Origin of the sequence: Merdimmobilis hominis (assembly GCF_900104615.1) — a bacterium.
Classification (GTDB): domain Bacteria; phylum Bacillota; class Clostridia; order Oscillospirales; family Ruminococcaceae; genus Merdimmobilis; species Merdimmobilis hominis.
Genome location: NZ_LT629939.1, coordinates 1,391,915 through 1,407,789, shown reverse-complemented (window position 1 = coordinate 1,407,789; position 15,875 = coordinate 1,391,915). Strand labels below are relative to the sequence as shown.

At 57.1% G+C, this 15,875-nt stretch carries 12 protein-coding genes; 4 read left to right on the top strand and 8 right to left on the bottom strand.

Translation table 11 applies throughout. The annotated features are described in order from the left end of the window. Nucleotides 1-2: 2 nt before the first annotated feature. Both BQ5353_RS06760 and secA read right to left on the bottom strand, forming a co-directional pair. Nucleotides 3-1,181: a M20 family metallopeptidase gene (locus BQ5353_RS06760; RefSeq protein WP_054331261.1), complete on the bottom strand. Its 1,179-nt coding sequence runs from the start codon at nucleotides 1,179-1,181 to the stop codon at nucleotides 3-5. A gap of 375 nt (nucleotides 1,182-1,556) precedes the next feature. Continuing rightward, on the bottom strand, nucleotides 1,557-4,292 hold the full coding sequence (secA, locus tag BQ5353_RS06755) for a preprotein translocase subunit SecA (protein ID WP_071427537.1): 2,736 nt from the start codon (nucleotides 4,290-4,292) through the stop codon (nucleotides 1,557-1,559). 263 nt (nucleotides 4,293-4,555) lie between these two features. Between secA and BQ5353_RS06750 the strand changes: the two genes are divergently transcribed. Then, nucleotides 4,556-4,885: a hypothetical protein gene (locus BQ5353_RS06750; protein WP_054331841.1), complete on the top strand. Its 330-nt coding sequence runs from the start codon at nucleotides 4,556-4,558 to the stop codon at nucleotides 4,883-4,885. A 214-nt stretch (nucleotides 4,886-5,099) separates the two neighbouring features. Here the strand turns inward: BQ5353_RS06750 and BQ5353_RS06745 are convergent, their stop codons facing one another. Next, nucleotides 5,100-6,008, bottom strand: coding sequence for a LysR family transcriptional regulator (locus tag BQ5353_RS06745; protein ID WP_054331842.1), 909 nt, complete (start codon nucleotides 6,006-6,008; stop codon nucleotides 5,100-5,102). 269 nt (nucleotides 6,009-6,277) lie between these two features. On the opposite strand from BQ5353_RS06745, the gene BQ5353_RS06740 reads away from it, so the two are divergent. Beyond that, nucleotides 6,278-7,525, top strand: coding sequence for a cation:proton antiporter (locus tag BQ5353_RS06740; protein ID WP_071427536.1), 1,248 nt, complete (start codon nucleotides 6,278-6,280; stop codon nucleotides 7,523-7,525). A 51-nt stretch (nucleotides 7,526-7,576) separates the two neighbouring features. Here the strand turns inward: BQ5353_RS06740 and BQ5353_RS06735 are convergent, their stop codons facing one another. The 3 genes from BQ5353_RS06735 to brnQ all read right to left on the bottom strand — a co-directional run bounded on the left by BQ5353_RS06735 (nucleotide 7,577) and on the right by brnQ (nucleotide 10,090). Next, entirely contained in the window at nucleotides 7,577-8,245 is a 669-nt protein-coding gene (locus tag BQ5353_RS06735; protein ID WP_231357953.1) for a rhomboid family intramembrane serine protease, read from the bottom strand. Between the two features lie 197 nt (nucleotides 8,246-8,442). Next, nucleotides 8,443-8,694, bottom strand: a complete 252-nt coding sequence (locus BQ5353_RS06730) for a kinase to dihydroxyacetone kinase (protein ID WP_054331843.1) — start codon at nucleotides 8,692-8,694, stop codon at nucleotides 8,443-8,445. 82 nt (nucleotides 8,695-8,776) lie between these two features. Further along, nucleotides 8,777-10,090, bottom strand: coding sequence for a branched-chain amino acid transport system II carrier protein (brnQ, locus tag BQ5353_RS06725; RefSeq protein WP_071427535.1), 1,314 nt, complete (start codon nucleotides 10,088-10,090; stop codon nucleotides 8,777-8,779). Between the two features lie 234 nt (nucleotides 10,091-10,324). On the opposite strand from brnQ, the gene BQ5353_RS06720 reads away from it, so the two are divergent. Next, on the top strand, nucleotides 10,325-11,002 hold the full coding sequence (locus tag BQ5353_RS06720) for a hypothetical protein (protein ID WP_143117178.1): 678 nt from the start codon (nucleotides 10,325-10,327) through the stop codon (nucleotides 11,000-11,002). A gap of 254 nt (nucleotides 11,003-11,256) precedes the next feature. On the opposite strand, the gene BQ5353_RS06715 is transcribed toward BQ5353_RS06720, so the two are convergent. Further along, nucleotides 11,257-13,044, bottom strand: coding sequence for a Na/Pi cotransporter family protein (locus BQ5353_RS06715; protein ID WP_071427533.1), 1,788 nt, complete (start codon nucleotides 13,042-13,044; stop codon nucleotides 11,257-11,259). A 297-nt stretch (nucleotides 13,045-13,341) separates the two neighbouring features. After that, nucleotides 13,342-14,304: a delta-lactam-biosynthetic de-N-acetylase gene (locus BQ5353_RS06705; RefSeq protein ID WP_071427531.1), complete on the bottom strand. Its 963-nt coding sequence runs from the start codon at nucleotides 14,302-14,304 to the stop codon at nucleotides 13,342-13,344. 269 nt (nucleotides 14,305-14,573) lie between these two features. Here BQ5353_RS06705 and eno point away from each other — a divergent pair, with 269 nt between their 5' ends. Next, nucleotides 14,574-15,875, top strand: coding sequence for a phosphopyruvate hydratase (eno, locus tag BQ5353_RS06700; protein ID WP_054331845.1), 1,302 nt, complete (start codon nucleotides 14,574-14,576; stop codon nucleotides 15,873-15,875).

Sequence of the window (15,875 nt, the reverse complement as noted above, 5' to 3'; positions counted from 1 at the left end):
GCCTACTGGATGTCGTCTTTCAGGTTGATGACAAACGCCGCTGCCAGTTTGGCCCTGGTAAAGAGGGACTCCACCTCGGCATACTCATTGGGAGCGTGGTTCCAGGAACCCTTGGTGCCCAGGGCGTCCACCACCGGGATCCCCTTGGAAGCGACAATACAGGAATCGGACCAGCCTCCCACCTTGTGGGCGGAGAGCTGGCCGGGATAGCCGATCTCCTCGGCAGTGGCCTTTAAAACCTCCAGCAGTTTCATATTGCCTTCGCTGCAGGGCATGGGAGTGGCGGCCCTTTCCCAGGTGAGGGTAGTTTTGGTGCCGTCCACAAAAGTTTTGGCGCAGATGGCCTCCACCTTAGGCCGCAGCTCCTCTAGGGCATCCATGGTGACATATCGCACATCGACCTTTACCGTGCAGCAATTGGGAACGGCATTGACCACGGTGCCGCCGGTGATGAGGCCCACATTGACGGTGGTACCCTTCTCAAAATCATTGAGGGCCTGGAGCTCGATGATCTTGTGGGCCATTTCCAGGATGGCGCTGCGGCCTTTTTCCGGGGAGTTGCCCGCATGGGCGGCCACCCCCTCCACCTCTACGGTGAAGTTGGCCGAGCCTTTGCGCTCCACCACGATGCCGTCGTGGGGATAGCCGGTCTCAAAATTGAGGGCGGCCATCGCCCCTTCGCACTCGTCCAGGTGAAGCTGGGTGCCGGTGGAGTTGACATGGCCGGGCTCCTCGTCGCCGGTGTAGAGGAACTTGATGGGCCGCTGGTCATAGCCTGCTTCTTTCAGTGCCTTCATGGCGTAGAGGCCAATAATCAGGCCGGACTTCATATCCAGCACGCCGGGGCCGTAAGCCATGCCGTCCTTGATGGTAAAGGGGCGTTCTTTGGTGACACCGTCCTCATTGAATACCGTGTCCATATGGCCCAGGAACAGAAGGGGTTTCTCCGGCCGGCCCTCTCCCCACAATCCGATCAAGGAGTTCCCAGCCTTTTCCATCTCCTCCACCCGGGTCTTGACCCCGGCCTTTTCCATCTCCTCTTTCAGGCGGGCGCAGACTTTATCCACCCCGGCCTTCTGCTGACTGCCGCTTTCAATCATCACCAGTTCTTCCCACAAATCCAGCATTTCCTGCCGGTGGGCGTCGATGTACGCGGCGGTTTTCTCCATCATTTTATCCATAATTGTCCTCCTCATCGTCTGGGATTTCATGTACATCCTCCATTCTACACGCAGAAGGCCGATTTTTCAACCTTCCCTCCTTTTCTTTGGGGAAAAGAAAAGGAGGACAAAAGAAACCGCGCACCCGCTTTGGGATCAGGTTTCTCCGAAATCCAGGCAGGGTTTCACCCCTCCCCTCTCTCGGGACAAGAAAGGGGGGACATAAAAACCGCGCACCCCTTTGGGGCCAGGTTTCCCTGAAATCCAGGCAGGGTTTCACCCCTCCCCTCTCTCAAGATAAGGAAAGGGGGCAAAAGAAACCCATACCTCCACCATGAAAAAAAGCGGAGCTGCATAAAACAGCTCCGCTTTTCTCACACCTGTGTTAGGCTGGGATTACTCATCCTTGCCGCAGCATTTTTTGTATTTCTTACCGCTGCCGCAGGGGCAGGGATCGTTGCGCCCCACCTTATGGCCCTTCTTGGCCGGGGTGGATTTCACCGTGCCATCCCCTTGGTTGGTGGTCAAGGGTTTTGCCACCTGTTCCCGTTTTGGGGGCTCGCTGGTGCGGATTTGTACGGTGAGCAGCATCTTGACAGTATCTTCCCGGATGGAGGCGATCAGCTCGTCGAACATCTCAAAGCCCTCAATGCGGTACTCCACAACCGGGTCCTTCTGGCCGTAGGAGCGCAGGTAGATGCCCTTCTTCAGCTCATCCATGGCGTCAATGTGATCCATCCACTTGGAGTCCACGTTTTTCAAGAGGATGATCCGCTCCAGCTCCCGCATGATATTGCTGGAGAACTTCTCCTCCCGGCTGGCATAGAGCTCATGGGCTTTTTCGGTCAGCTGCTGGGTGATCTCCTCCCGGCTGGTCTTCTGGAGGGCCTCGTCGTCAAACCGCAGGTCGTCCTCGGTGGTGATCCAGCCGCGGAAGTATTCCCGCAGGCCGGAGAGGTTCCAATCCTTGTGTTCCACCCCTTCGGGCAGGTACCGTGCCACCCCTTCGCTGACCACGTCGTCCACCATTTTGGAGATAATCTCTCCCAAGTCTTCGCCGTCCAGCACCTTTTCCCGCTGGCCGTAGATAATCTCCCGCTGGCGGTTCATGACGTCGTCGAACTGGAGCACATTTTTGCGGATGGCGAAGTTGCGGCCTTCCACCTTGCTCTGGGCGCTTTCGATGGTGCCGGAGAGGAGTTTGGCCTCGATGGGCATGTCGTCCTCAATCTTCAGGGTGTCCATCAGGTTCTGGATCCGGTCGCCGCCGAAGAGGCGCATCAGGTCGTCTTCCAGGGAGAGGAAGAACCGGGTCTTGCCCGGGTCGCCCTGCCGGCCGGAACGGCCCCGCAGCTGGTTGTCGATCCGGCGGGATTCGTGGCGCTCGGTGCCGATGATGAACAGTCCGCCCGCATCCCGGACCTTTTCGGCCTCGCCTTTGATCTCCTCTTTGTGTTTGGCCAACAGTTCCCGGAATTTCTCCCGGGCGGCGAGGATCTCCTCGTCGTCGGTGTTGGAGTAGCCCTCCGCCTCAGCGATCAATTCATCGCTGTAATCCAGTTTGCGCAGGTCTGCTTTGGCCAAGTACTCGGCGTTACCGCCCAACATGATGTCGGTGCCGCGGCCGGCCATGTTGGTGGCGATGGTCACCGCGCCGAATTTACCGGCCTGGGCGACAATCTCCGCCTCTTTTTCATGGTACTTAGCGTTGAGCACCTCGTGCTTGATGCCCCGGCGGCGCAGCATGGAGGACAGGTGCTCGGATTTTTCAATGGATACGGTGCCCACCAGCACTGGCTGGCCGATGTTGTGGCACTCGATGATCTGCTCGATGACCGCGTTGAACTTGCCATCCTCAGTCTTGTAGATCACGTCCTCCATGTCGATCCGCTGGATGGGGCGGTTGGTGGGGATCTCAATGACGTCCAGCTTATAGATCTCCCGGAACTCGTTCTCCTCGGTGAGGGCGGTACCGGTCATGCCGGCCAGCTTCTTGTACATGCGGAAATAGTTCTGGAAGGTGATGGTAGCCAGGGTTTTGGACTCCCGGGCCACGGTGACCCCTTCCTTGGCCTCGATGGCTTGGTGCAGGCCCTCATTGTACCGGCGGCCGATCATCAAGCGGCCGGTGAACTCGTCCACAATGATGACCTCGCCGTCCTTGACCACATAGTCGATGTCCCGCTTCATAATGCCGTGGGCCCGGATGGCCTGGTTGATGTGGTGGGAGATGGTCATGTTCTCCGGGTCGGTCAGGTTTTCCAGGTTGAAGTATTTTTCAGCCTTGCGCACGCCCTCGGGGGTGAGGGTGCAGGTGCGGGCCTTTTCATCCACAATATAGTCGCCTTCGATGTCGTCGTTGTCCTGTTTGTCGTCCAGCTCCTTGACCTTGGTCATGGTCAGGGTGCGGGCAAACTTGTCGGCGATCTCGTACAGGTCGGTAGATTTATCCCCCTGGCCGGAGATGATCAAGGGGGTTCTGGCCTCGTCGATGAGGATGGAGTCCACCTCGTCCACAATGGCGTAGGCATGGCCCCGCTGGACCTGGTTCTCCTTGTAGGTGACCATGTTGTCCCGCAGGTAGTCAAACCCGAACTCGTTGTTGGTGCCGTAGATGATATCACAGGCATAGGCCTTTTTCTTGGCGGCGTTGTCCATGCCGCTGATGATCAGGCCCACCGAAAGCCCCAGGTAGTTGTACAGCTTGCCCATCCATTCGCTGTCCCGCTTGGCCAGGTAGTCGTTGACGGTGACAATGTGGACGCCCTTGCCGGAAAGGCCGTTCAGGTAGGCGGGCAGGGTGGCCACCAAGGTCTTGCCTTCACCGGTCTTCATCTCGGCGATGCGCCCCTGGTGGAGCACGATGCCGCCGATGATCTGCACCGGGTAGTGTTTCATCCCCAGCACCCGCTGGGCCGCTTCCCGGCAGACGGCGAAAGCGTCGGGCAGAATGTCGTCCAGCGTTTCACCGGCAGCCAGCCGGTCTTTCAGTTTAGGGGTCATGGCCCGCAAGTCCGCATCGCTCATGGCGGCGTAGGTCTCGTCCAGAGCCAGCACCTTGTCCCGGATGGGATATATATGTTTCAGCTCTCGCTGTGAGTAGGTACCAAACAGCTTATCAAAAAGCCCCATTCATTTCACCTCTGTATGTTATTTGCAGGACTATCATTGCATATGAAAACCCATTTTAGATTAACATTAACATTTTACCCTTCGTCTCTTGCTTTGTCAAACGACTTTGGGTATTATATTCTTAATTTTCTGTGTCCAACAATAGTTCCCAAGGGATTTTTCCGAAAATTGCCCCCAGCGGGCGGAAAGATTTGCCCTGCTGCCCATATTTTGCCCCATTTTTAGGCATGCTACACCGTAGAATTGACGGGAGGGATTTTGACATGGAGCAGCAATGCCCAAAGATAGAAGCGGCCCTCCAGCACCTTCTGGCCACAGTCCGGCCCAAGCTGGTCTACCTGTACAAGCACCGGATCTCCGACCAGGGGGAGACGGTGGGGTTCAAGTTCTGCGTGGTGACACAAGTCGCCGACCCGGTGGAGCTGGAGCGGCGGCTGTACTTGGCTGTAGATTGTCCAGTTACCTTTGGCCTTTTAGTCTACACCCCTGAGGAGTGGGACGTTCTCTGCCGCTGCCCTGGCAGCTTTGCCCATGAGATTTTAGACCGGGGCGAACTGCTTTTCCAGCAGGAGGGCGCTGGAGCCCCGCTATAGCCATCCCTTGGTGCCGGCCTTTTGAAGAGGGGCGTCCGGCGTGAACATCAAAGGGGGAGCGGCGCATGGCATCTGCCATGCGCCGCTCCTTTTCTTTTACCACTTATCAAAAAAGCAAGACCGCACAATCTTTCCCCTCTGTGGGTCACAGTGCTTCTTTCAAAAGGGGCGCTCCTTCTACACGGCCTTCCAGCCCTGCGGGCGGGAGCCCCGCTCAATCGGTGGCACTGGCGGGCCAGGAAAGCCGCGAATACAGTTTGCACAGCTCCTCCAACAGCTCCAGATGGGAAAAGTCCTTTTGATAGACCATGACGATGTCCCGGGTCATCCGGGCGTTCTCGATGGGCACCACAGCCAGGCGGCCCTGGGCCTCCTCCTGGCGGCAGGCGCTGCGTGCGATGATAGAGACCCCCATATTGAGGGCCACCAGATCCTTGATCATGGCCACATTGTCCACCTCCATGATCACATGGAAGTTTTTGATGTTCTCCGACTGGTTGTACAGGTAGTTGTCAAACAGCTGCCGGGTGCCAGCCGAGCTGGAGCGCAGGATCATATTCTCCTCTTTGAGCTCCTGCAGGGAGACGCTCTGCCGTTTGGCAAAGGGGTGTTTGGGGGAGGCGATGACACAGAGGAAATCGGTGTCCAGCAGCACCGACTGGAACTCGTCATCGGGCAAAACCCCCTCCACAACCGCCATATCCAGCTCGAAGGAGCGGAGCCTATTATAAAGATTTTTTATAGAATCGGTATAAATATTTATTTGTGTGCCCGGGTGTTCAGCGCAGTAGGCGGCGATGACCTGGGGCATGATATTCTCACCGGCGGTGCGGGTCATGCCGATGGAGAGGTGGGTCAGCTGCCGCCTGGAATCGTCGATCACCTGGCGGGCGGTGTTGTATAAAGCCATAATCCGCCGAGCATACTTCACCAAAATCTCCCCTTCAGGGGTGATTTTAAGCTCTTTTTTATCCGGATAAAAAATTTTTATTGAAAACTCCTTTTCCAGCTGGCGGATGTGGTTGCTCACCGCCGGCTGGGTCAGGTGGAGTTCTTCCGCCGCACGGGTATAGCTTCCCACATTGACCAGGGTCAACAGGGTGCGGATTTTGGTATCAATCATAGGAATTACTCCTTTTAAGGAAGGATTATAAATTTAATTTATAAAAACCCAATCAATTATTATTTGATATTAGCACAGTTGACCGTTATAATCAACAGTAAATCAAGATCGTGTAAACAAAAAACCGTTAAAACTGCTATCTAGGTTTGTTTTTTCCTATACAGGGAGGCTCGTTTTTTTGCCTCCTTCCTCCCCCCGTGACCGAGGAATCGCCCGATCTTCTACAAGGCCAGAACACCTCAAACACCATCGAAAGGAGCCCCGACATCATGTTCCATCTGTCGTCCATTACCAACGCGTCCGCCCAAGTCATTCTTGGCCTGTCGATCATTCTATTCGCCGGGTTTGTCATCACCCGGATCACCAAAAAACTGCGCCTGCCCAACGTCACCGGCTACATCCTGTCCGGCGTGCTGATCGGGCCCTACGTATTGGACCTGATCCCCGGCGAGATTGTAGAGCACATGGAGTTTGTCACCGATGTGGCCCTCGCCTTCATCGCCTTTGGCGTGGGGCGGTATTTCAAACTGTCCACCCTGCGGGCCAGCGGGAGCAAAATCGTCATCCTCACCCTGTTTGAATCGTTGGCTGCCGCCGTGCTGGTCACCGCCTCCATGGCTTTGATTTTCCACCTGCCCATGCCCTTCTGCCTCTTGCTGGGGGCCATCGGGTCGGCCACTGCACCCGCGTCCACCATCATGACCATCCGCCAGTACCAAGCCAAAGGGGAGTTTGTAAACACCATCCTCCAGGTGGTGGCCTTGGATGACGCTGTGGCCCTCATCGCCTTCAGTGTCTGCGCCGCCGTGGTCAGCGCCATGGAGGACAGTTCCAAAGCCTTGGATTTTGGCGTAGTGATTCTGCCGGTCATCCTCAACGCGGTCACCGTTATCGCCGGCGGGGCCTTAGGCTATGTCCTGCACCGTCTGATCGACAACGAGCGCCGTTCCTCTGACCACCGGCTGATCCTCACCACTGCGATCCTCTTGTTCATCACCGGCTTTTGCACCTGCTTTGACATTTCGCCCCTGCTCTCCTGCATGGCCCTGGGCGCTGTTTACACCAACGTCAGCGACAACGACCGGGTATTCACCCAGGTAAACAGCTTCACCCCGCCCATCCTTCTCATGTTCTTCGTCCTGTCGGGCATGCGTCTCAACCTGCCCTCCCTGGCGACAGCCGGGGTCATCGGCATATTTTACTTCTTCATCCGCATCCTGGGCAAATACACCGGCGCTTACGCCGGGGCGCGGATCTGCGGTTACTCTGCCAACATCCGCAATTACCTGGGCTTGGCACTGATCCCCCAGGCCGGCGTCTCCATCGGCTTGGCGGTGCTGGGGCAGCGGCTCCTCTCCCCCGAGACCGGCCTTATGCTCTCCACCATCATCCTCTCTTCCGGTGTGCTGTATGAAATGGTTGGCCCGGCTTGTGCCAAGGCTTCCCTTTTCCTCTCCCACACCATTGAAAAAGAGGATGCCCACCCTGTCCAGCAGGAGGGAGCTGCCCACAACTGAACCACACAAAAAGGCCGGGCGCCTCAAAGCGCCCGGCCTTTTTTCACCGAGTTACCAGCCCCGGCGGTCATCGTTCATCTGCCGGCGAAAATTATCCCGGACCGCCTTGAACTTCCGCCGCTCCCGCTCCCGGCGCAGGTAATCCGGCCCAAAGAACAGGAAGAAGTTGATCAGGGAGGCCACTGCGGCTGCCCGCATGGACCAGCTCCCAAACAGGAGCCCTATGGCAAAGTAGCCCAAATCCAGATAAGCCAGATACTTGACCTTCATGGGGATGACAAAGAAGAGCAGAACCTCCTCCTCGGGGAAGAGGGCGGCAAAGGCGAGGAACAGCGACATGTTCAGGTAATTGTTGGTGGCATAGCCGGTGATCATCGCCGCCACGATGGTCCCCAGCACTCCACACAGGTAGTAGACGTTAAACCGGAAGGATCCCCAATGGCTCTCCAGAGCACTGCCGATAAAGTAATAGAAGTACAGCATCAGCAGCACGGTGAGGATGGAGGAGGAGGGCGGCAGGAACACAAAGGTGATCAGCCGCCAGACCTGCCCCCGCAACACCAAGGAGGGCACCAGGGACAGCCATTGGTTGACCGGGAACAGCCCCAATACATTTTGAAAAAGGTAGAGCACCAGCATGGTGCTGGTGATATAGAGCATCAGATCCGGAATTTTGTAGCGGCCATATCTCCGCTCCAGCCGGTCCAGCCAGTTGTTCAAGGAAAACGCCTCCGTTCATCGAGTTGGGCAGCTGCCCATAGAGTGATTGTGTTCCATAGTATACCCCAAATTTTGGGTTTTCACAATCCAAAGCACCAATTGTTTTAAGATTGTTCACGACCGCTGCGCCTGTCAGGGGATGCAAAAATCCCCCGGGGAATGCCCCCTGGGGGATCTTACGGCCTAGCGGGAGGGCATCAGCCCTGGAGGCCGTTTTCCTGCCGCTCCATATTTTCTACCACCACATCGTGGATGTCCCCCAGCGAGGCGCCGTACTCCAGCACCTTCCAGGGGGCGTTGGTGTGGAAATGGATTTTGATCAGCGTTTCATCCCCCACCACCAAAAGGCAGTCACCGGGGATATTGGCCACAATATAATCGTGGATAGCGTCCTCCGAAAGGGCTTCCCCCTCGATGAGGAGCTGGGTGTCAAACTTGTATTCCAGCATAGGTACTCTCCTTTTCATACATCGTTTTGGGGAGAGTATGCCCCGCAGCCCGGCGGGGCAGCCATCCCCAGCAAAATTCCAGCTACCCCTCCTGTTTGGCGGGGATCAAAAGGCCTAACAGGCAGCCCGCTATGGCCGGCAGAATCCATCCCACCCCCAAATCATAGAAGGGGAGCATCTTCGCCAAGGCGGTGATGGGTCCCAGGGTGATTTTTAAGCTTTCTAGGCCGCTGATCCCCCCCACTGCCAGCGCAAAGCCCATCCCGCACAGATAGACCGGCTTGCGCCCGCCAAAGGCGTCGTGAAAGTAGGAGAGGACAATCATCACCACCACAGCGGGATATAAGGTCACCAGCACCGGCAGGGTGTAATAGATCATGGTGGAGAGGCCAACATTGGATACAGCGAAGCTGAACAGGTTGACCGCTACCACCACCTGGCGGTAGGTGAACCGTGGGAATGCCTTGTGGAAATACTCGGCGAAGGAAGTGGTCAGGCCGATGGAAGTGGTCAGGCAGGCGAACAGCACTGCCAGGCCCAAAATCATCTGCCCATAGGGGCCAAACAGCTGCCGGGCGCCCATGGTGAGCAGCTGACCCCCGTTCTCAAAGAGGGGAAGGCTGGAGCAGCTGGCCCCGATGTACCCCAGCGCCACATAGACCAGCGCCAATGCGGCGGAAGCGATAAGCCCCACCCAGAAGGTATTTTTCTGCAACAGCTTTTTGTCGGTGATGCCGTACCCCTTCATGGAGTTGATGACAATCCCCGCGAAGATCAGCGAGGCAAAGCCGTCCAGCGCCAAATACCCCTCCACCAGGCCCTTGAAAAAGGGGATTTCGGCATAGGGCCCTGTGGTGGGGACAATGGCCCCCAGGGGGTGGAGGATGGACGCCACCGTCAACGCCCCAATGGCCAACAGAAGGATGGGGGTGAGCACCTTGCCCACAATGTCCACTACCTTGGAGGGGTTGAGGGACAAAAAGATGGAACACCCAAAAAATGCCAGGGTAAACAGGAGGGAGCCCATTCCCGGAGAAACGGGGAGGGCGCCCAAAAAGGGGAGCATCGCCAGCTCAAAGGAGACTGCACCGGTCCGGGGCATGGCGAACAACGGCCCCAGCATCAGGTAGATGAGCAGGGAAAACCCGACGGAAAACCGGGGCCCGATCCGGCCGGCCAAATCCTCCAAGGTGGAGCCGACCCGCACCACCGCCATGATCCCCAATAGGGAAATCCCCACGTCGGTGGCCACAAATCCCATGATCCCCCACAGGTATTTGTCCCCGGCCTGCTGGCCCAGCGCCGGGGGGAAGATCATGTTTCCAGCGCCAAAAAAGATGGCGAACAACATAAATGAAAGGGAAATCATCTGGGAAGCCGTCAATTTTTCTTTCATACTGCACCTCATCCCACGGGAGAAGCCCCTGTGGGGATTCCTCCAAAATGGCCCCTCGTAAAAACCGGGGCTCTTTCTCTCTCGCCCCGATGCTTTCATAAACTAAAGCAAGTATAACACAGTCCCAGCCAATTGGGTAGTGGCAATTTTCATAAAATCATCACACTCCCTTCCCCCATCCAACAGGGGAGGGGGGTATTCTGTGGACAGCAACCAAAAAGGAGGAATCCAGAGTTGAGACGATTGCCCGCTCTTCTGTTGGCCGGTCTGCTGCTGTGCAGCCTGCCCACCTATGCCGCATTGGGGGACGATATGCTCCCCACGGTGCAGCGAACCACCTCCCACCGGTATTTGATCCGCGGGGAGTACGACCGGGAGGAAACGCTGGACACCGCCGTCATCTCCGCCGAACGGGTGGAGCTGGAAAACAAAGCCATCACCGGTGACCTGACCATCGACTCCATGGTGGGAGAAGGCCCTGTGGATCTGAAAAACGTCTCCATCGGCGGCACCCTATACATCTACGGCGGAGGGGAAATCACCTTAAACGGGGTGACGGCCGCCCAAATGGTGGTGGACTCCCCAGACACGGAGGTGGAGCTGACTATCCGGGGAAAAAGCGAAATTGCATTGGCCCAGGTGAAAACCGACCTCTCCATCACTGAAAATATGCTCTCCTCCGGGTACGGCGGCCTCAAGGCATTGGAAGTCCCTGCGGACACCACCTGCACCCTCCTTCCACTGACTTTTACCCATTGCCGCTTGGATTCCATGACCGTCCATTCCCCCACAGAGATTTCCGGCACTGGAAGCTGTAAAATCACCCAGCTGACCGCGAACCGCACCACCTCCCTCTCCGGGGTGGAGGTAGTGGAATCCACTGGCAGCGTCACCGGAAATGATGACAACTAAATTTGCTAGACTACTTCTTCGCGATAAATCTCCATCACATTCTCACAGGCAGAACACCCCCGCTGTTGAGCGGGGGTGTTCTGCTTTCTCGATCCAATGGCATAAAGGTTTGCGGATTATAGGGAGTTAGCGCCAGATGTTTGCGCCTTCTGTCCCCCCGGCGGGGAATCCACTGGAAGGCGGGCCCCTTTTCCCCCTGGGGTGCAAAATGGCCCCTTTGGCATCTCTGCCAAAGGGGCCTTGGCTCAATTGGATTAGTCTTCCGCAAGGGCAATGCGGTCGTAGTATTTTTTCTCATAGGCAGAAAAGTGTTCGGCGTAGTGTTCGGTTTCCCCTTTGTGTATCATCCGCAGGTACTCGTGGCGGTCGAAATCACCGTCTTTCTCGCCCTCATGGCTGATGATGTAGGTCCCCACATTGGAACAGTGGTCGGCAATCCGCTCCAGGCAGGAGAGGGCCTCTACAAAGGGGAAAGCGGCGTCGGGGGTGCATTTGCCTTGACGCAGCCGCTCAATGTGCCGGTCTTTCAGGGTCTCCTCCATCAGGTCGATGACCTCCTCCAAGGGCTCAATGTTGGTGGCCACCTGGACGTCCTCCGACTCAAAGGCGCTGACTGAAATGTCCAAAATCTCATATACCGCCTGACCGATGGTATCCATCTCCGCTTGGGCGGCCTTGGAGAATTTGGAGCCCCGCTGATACATGGTTTCAGCCGCTTCCATCACATTGACCGAATAGTCGCCCACCCGCTCGTATTCGCTGACTACGTGGAGCAGCTCGGAAACCGCGCGGCTGTCCTTCTCGCTCAGCTCCTGGGCGGAAACCATCAACAGATAGGCGCTCAGGCGGTCCTCCATCCGGTCCAGCATATCCTCCACTTCATTGATCCGCTCCACCTTTTTGGAGTCGTAGTGGCGCATTAGGCCCATGGCGGAGACAAAATTCTCCTTGGCCAAAAAGCCCATCTTTACAATGATCTTCCTCCCTTGCTGGATGGCCAGGCCGGGGGACCGCATAAAGCGTTCGTCCAGCTCGAGGGCGACGTCGTCGCTGTCCATATCCTCGGGGGAGTCCTTGACAATGGCGCAGGCCAATTTCTCCAACTGTTTCGTGAAGGGCAAAAAGAGAAGGGTAACCACCACATTAAACAATGTGTGGAAGTTGGCGATGCCCCCCTTGTCGATGGGGTCAAGCCAGAAGGGGAAGCCGATCAGCGCCTGAATGGTGTAGGTGCCAATCAAAAACACTATTGTGCCGATGACGTTGAAGGAGAGGTGAACCACCGCAGTCCGCTTGGCGTTTTTAGAAGCGCCGATGCTGGCGATCAGCGGAGTGACGCAGGTGCCGATGTTCTGGCCCATAATGATGGGAAAAGCGGAGGCATAGGTGATCATACCGGTGGAACTCAGCGCCTGCAGAATGCCCACCGAGGCCGAAGAGGACTGGATGATGCCTGTCACTACTGCGCCCACCAGCACGCCTAAAATGGGGTTCTGGAACTTAGCAAAGAGGGCGGTAAACTCCGGCACGTCTTTGAGGGGGGCCACTGCGGCCTCCATGGCGAAGAGGCCGGTGAACAGGATGCTGAAGCCCAGCATCACCTGGCCGATCTCCTTATGGCTGCTTTTGCGGGCAGTCATATACAAAATAATGCCGATGACCGCAACCAGCGGGGCTAAGGTGGTAGGTTTCAACATCTGAAGCAGGAACCCGCCGCCGGAAAGGTCCGCCAAGCGCAGGATGTGGGCGGTGATGGTGGTGCCGATGTTGGCCCCCATGATGACCCCAATGGCTTGGCGCAGGCCCAAAATCCGGGAGTTGACCAGGCCCACCACAATGACGGTGGTGGCGGATGAACTCTGTACAGCAGCGGTCACTACCGCGCCGAACAGGACGCTTTTGAGGACGCTGTTGGTCAATTTTTCCAGTGTTTTTTCTAGGCGGCCGCCACTGGTCCTCTCCAGACCGGAACCCAGCACGCTCATGCCGTACAAAAAGAGGGCCAACCCGCCCAACAGACTGATGACGCCAAAAATATCCATCGTGTTCCTCCGTTACCGGTTGTATTTGCGCCGCTCCCCTTTGACCCTCTGGCCAAAACAGCGCAGGCTTTTCCCATTGTTCGACCCCATTATAGCATTGGGCGGTGCCTTTTGTATGTAAAAGGAAGGTAAAGTACCTGTAAGCTTTTCTATGGATTTCTTTAAAAAAACCGGCTCTACCACCGCAAAATCCGCGGTTTTTCCCCAGTGGGAGCAAAAATCGGAGGGCACAGTGTCAGTGTACCCCCCGTTTGGTGGAAAATTATTTGTGTATTATTTCCCAGGTGACATTTCCGTTTATTTGCTGCTGGACTCCTCAGCTGGGGAATCCTGAACGGTGTAATCCACGTCGTAGTCGGCTATGGTATACCCCTCGGCCCGGATGTAGTCAATCAGCCGGGGCAGAATTTCCGCATTGTCCTTGGATACGGCGTGAAGCAGCATAATCTCACCGGGGTGGAGGTTCTCGGTCACCTTCTGGAAGGCGGCCTCAGCGCCCATCTGCTTGTCCACCTCCCAATCCCGGTAGGCGAAGCTCCAGAACACCGTTTTGTAACCCATGGACTGCAGGAGGGCCAAATCCTTTTCACAGAATTCCCCCATAGGGAAGCGGAAAAGGGTCATCTCGTAGTTAAAATTCTCCTTCATGTAGTCGTGGAGCCGCAGCACATCCGCACGGGCATCCTCCAAGGAGAGGTCGGGGTAGGAAAGGTGCTTGTCGCTGTGGTTGCCTACTATATGTCCTTCGTCGATCATCCGCTGCACCAGTGCGGTGTTTTGTTTGACATAGGGCAGGGTGACAAAGAAGACCGCGTGGGCGTCCTTCTCTTTGAGGGCGTCCAAAATCTTTTCGGTATAGCCGTTTTCATACCCTTCGTCAAAGGTTAAGTAGATGTTTTGGCTGTCCGGCGCAATGTAGTGGGCATTGTACTTGCCGTATTTTTCCTGGTACTGGATGGCGCCATAGGGCCGCCCCCGCTCATCTTTGTTGGTGCCGGGCCCCCAGCCCAGCTTGGTGCCGTCCAGAGTACCGATTTGCTCCAAATCGGTACTCATGGCGGACTCGGCTTCGCTGCTGCCCTCCGGCTCCATAGGCAGGGAGGAAGAGGAGGACTCTTCATCCATAGAACTGCTGGGCTCCGGGACCGAAGAGCTCATCGGCAGGGAGGAAGAACTGCTTCCATCCCCATCGCGGGAACTGCAGGCGGTGACGGACAATACAAGCGCTGCGGCCAAAGCCAAGGTTGCAAAACGTTTCATAAAACTATCCTCCGTTATTCAATCACCGGATTTCGGTGGATTTCGACTGTTTTCAGCATACTCCAAATCCGGTGGAAAATCGAGGTGGAATTGTAAATTTTGCTCCAATCCCTCGCTTTCCCCTCTAGTATGTGCCAAAAAAGGCAGTCCATCACTGCATCTTTTTGACAATCGGCGAAATTTGATGCCGGCCGCAAATCCCACCGGATTTGGGATAGAATAACGGGGAAGTTTGCATGTTTACCAAGTCACATAGGAGGAATTGAAATATGGGATATTTGCAGCAGATCGCATCGGTGCACGCCCGGCAGATCATTGACAGCCGGGGCAACCCCACAGTGGAATGCGCTGTCACCTTGGAGGATGGCTCTGCGGGCCTGGCCTCGGTGCCCTCGGGGGCGTCCACCGGCAGCCGGGAGGCAGTGGAACTGCGGGACCATGTGGACAAGCTTTGGAAGGGCAAGGGGGTGATGACCGCCGTCCTGGGGGTCAACCGGGAAATTGCCCACGGCCTGGTGGGGATGGACGCATCCAACATCCCCGCCATCGACCACGCCATGCGGGTGCTGGACGCCACTGCGGACAAAAGGAACCTGGGGGCCAACGCCATCCTGGCAGTCTCCCTGGCCGCAAGCCGGGCCATGGCTGCCTCCACCGGCCTATCTCTGTACCAATTTTTGGGCGGTTGTGATAAGCGCACCCTGCCGGTTCCCCTGCTCAACATCATCAACGGCGGGCTGCACGCCTCCAACAACCTGGACATCCAGGAATTCATGATTGTCCCGGTGGGCGCCCCCAGTTACCGGGACGCCCTGCGCTGGAGCTGCGAGGTCTACCACACCCTGGGGGACCTGCTGCGCAGCCGGGGCAAATCCACTGCCGTAGGGGATGAGGGCGGGTTCGCCCCCGACCTTGCCAGCAACGAGGAGGCCATCCAGTGGATTTTGGAGGCCATCAGCCTTTGCGGCTACCAGCCTGGCAAGCAGTTCATGATCGCCTTGGATGCCGCGGCCTCCGGCTGGAAAACCGCCGAAGGGTACACTTTGCCCAAGCAGGGCCGTTCCCTTTCCTGCGAAGAGCTGATCAGCTATTGGGACGACCTCTCCCGCCGCTACCCCGTCGTGTCCATCGAAGATCCCTTGGGGGAGGAGGACTGGCCCTCCTGGCAGGAGCTGACCCGCCGCATCGGCGACCGGGTTCAGCTGGTGGGGGATGATCTGTTCGTCACCAACCCAGGGCGCATCCGCCAAGGTATCCAGAAGAAGGCGGCAAATGCCGCGCTGATCAAGCCCAACCAAATCGGCACCTTGACCGAGACATTGGAGGCGGTCTCCATCGCCCAGAACGCCGGATACCGGGCGGTGATCTCCCACCGTTCCGGAGAGACGGAGGACAGCTTTATCGCCGATTTGGCGGTGGCGACAGCCGCTGGGCAGATCAAAGCGGGCGCCCCCTGCCGAAGCGACCGCACCGCCAAATACAACCGGCTTTTGCGGATCGAGGAGCACCTGGGCCGCCGTGCCCGCTACGCCGGGCGGGAGGCATTCGCCTGCCTGGCACAGCAGCAGTAA

Bases quoted from the DNA above. Each gene is read 5' to 3' on its own strand.
- BQ5353_RS06745 (WP_054331842.1), bottom strand. From the start codon at position 6,008: ATGATTGATACCAAAATCCGCACCCTGTTGACCCTGGTCAATGTGGGA.
- BQ5353_RS06760 (WP_054331261.1), bottom strand. From the start codon at position 1,181: ATGGATAAAATGATGGAGAAAACCGCCGCGTACATCGACGCCCACCGG.
- brnQ (WP_071427535.1), bottom strand. From the start codon at position 10,090: ATGAAAGAAAAATTGACGGCTTCCCAGATGATTTCCCTTTCATTTATG.
- BQ5353_RS06730 (WP_054331843.1), bottom strand. From the start codon at position 8,694: ATGCTGGAATACAAGTTTGACACCCAGCTCCTCATCGAGGGGGAAGCC.
- BQ5353_RS06715 (WP_071427533.1), bottom strand. From the start codon at position 13,044: ATGGATATTTTTGGCGTCATCAGTCTGTTGGGCGGGTTGGCCCTCTTT.
- eno (WP_054331845.1), top strand. From the start codon at position 14,574: ATGGGATATTTGCAGCAGATCGCATCGGTGCACGCCCGGCAGATCATT.
- BQ5353_RS06750 (WP_054331841.1), top strand. From the start codon at position 4,556: ATGGAGCAGCAATGCCCAAAGATAGAAGCGGCCCTCCAGCACCTTCTG.
- BQ5353_RS06740 (WP_071427536.1), top strand. From the start codon at position 6,278: ATGTTCCATCTGTCGTCCATTACCAACGCGTCCGCCCAAGTCATTCTT.
- secA (WP_071427537.1), bottom strand. From the start codon at position 4,292: ATGGGGCTTTTTGATAAGCTGTTTGGTACCTACTCACAGCGAGAGCTG.
- BQ5353_RS06705 (WP_071427531.1), bottom strand. From the start codon at position 14,304: ATGAAACGTTTTGCAACCTTGGCTTTGGCCGCAGCGCTTGTATTGTCC.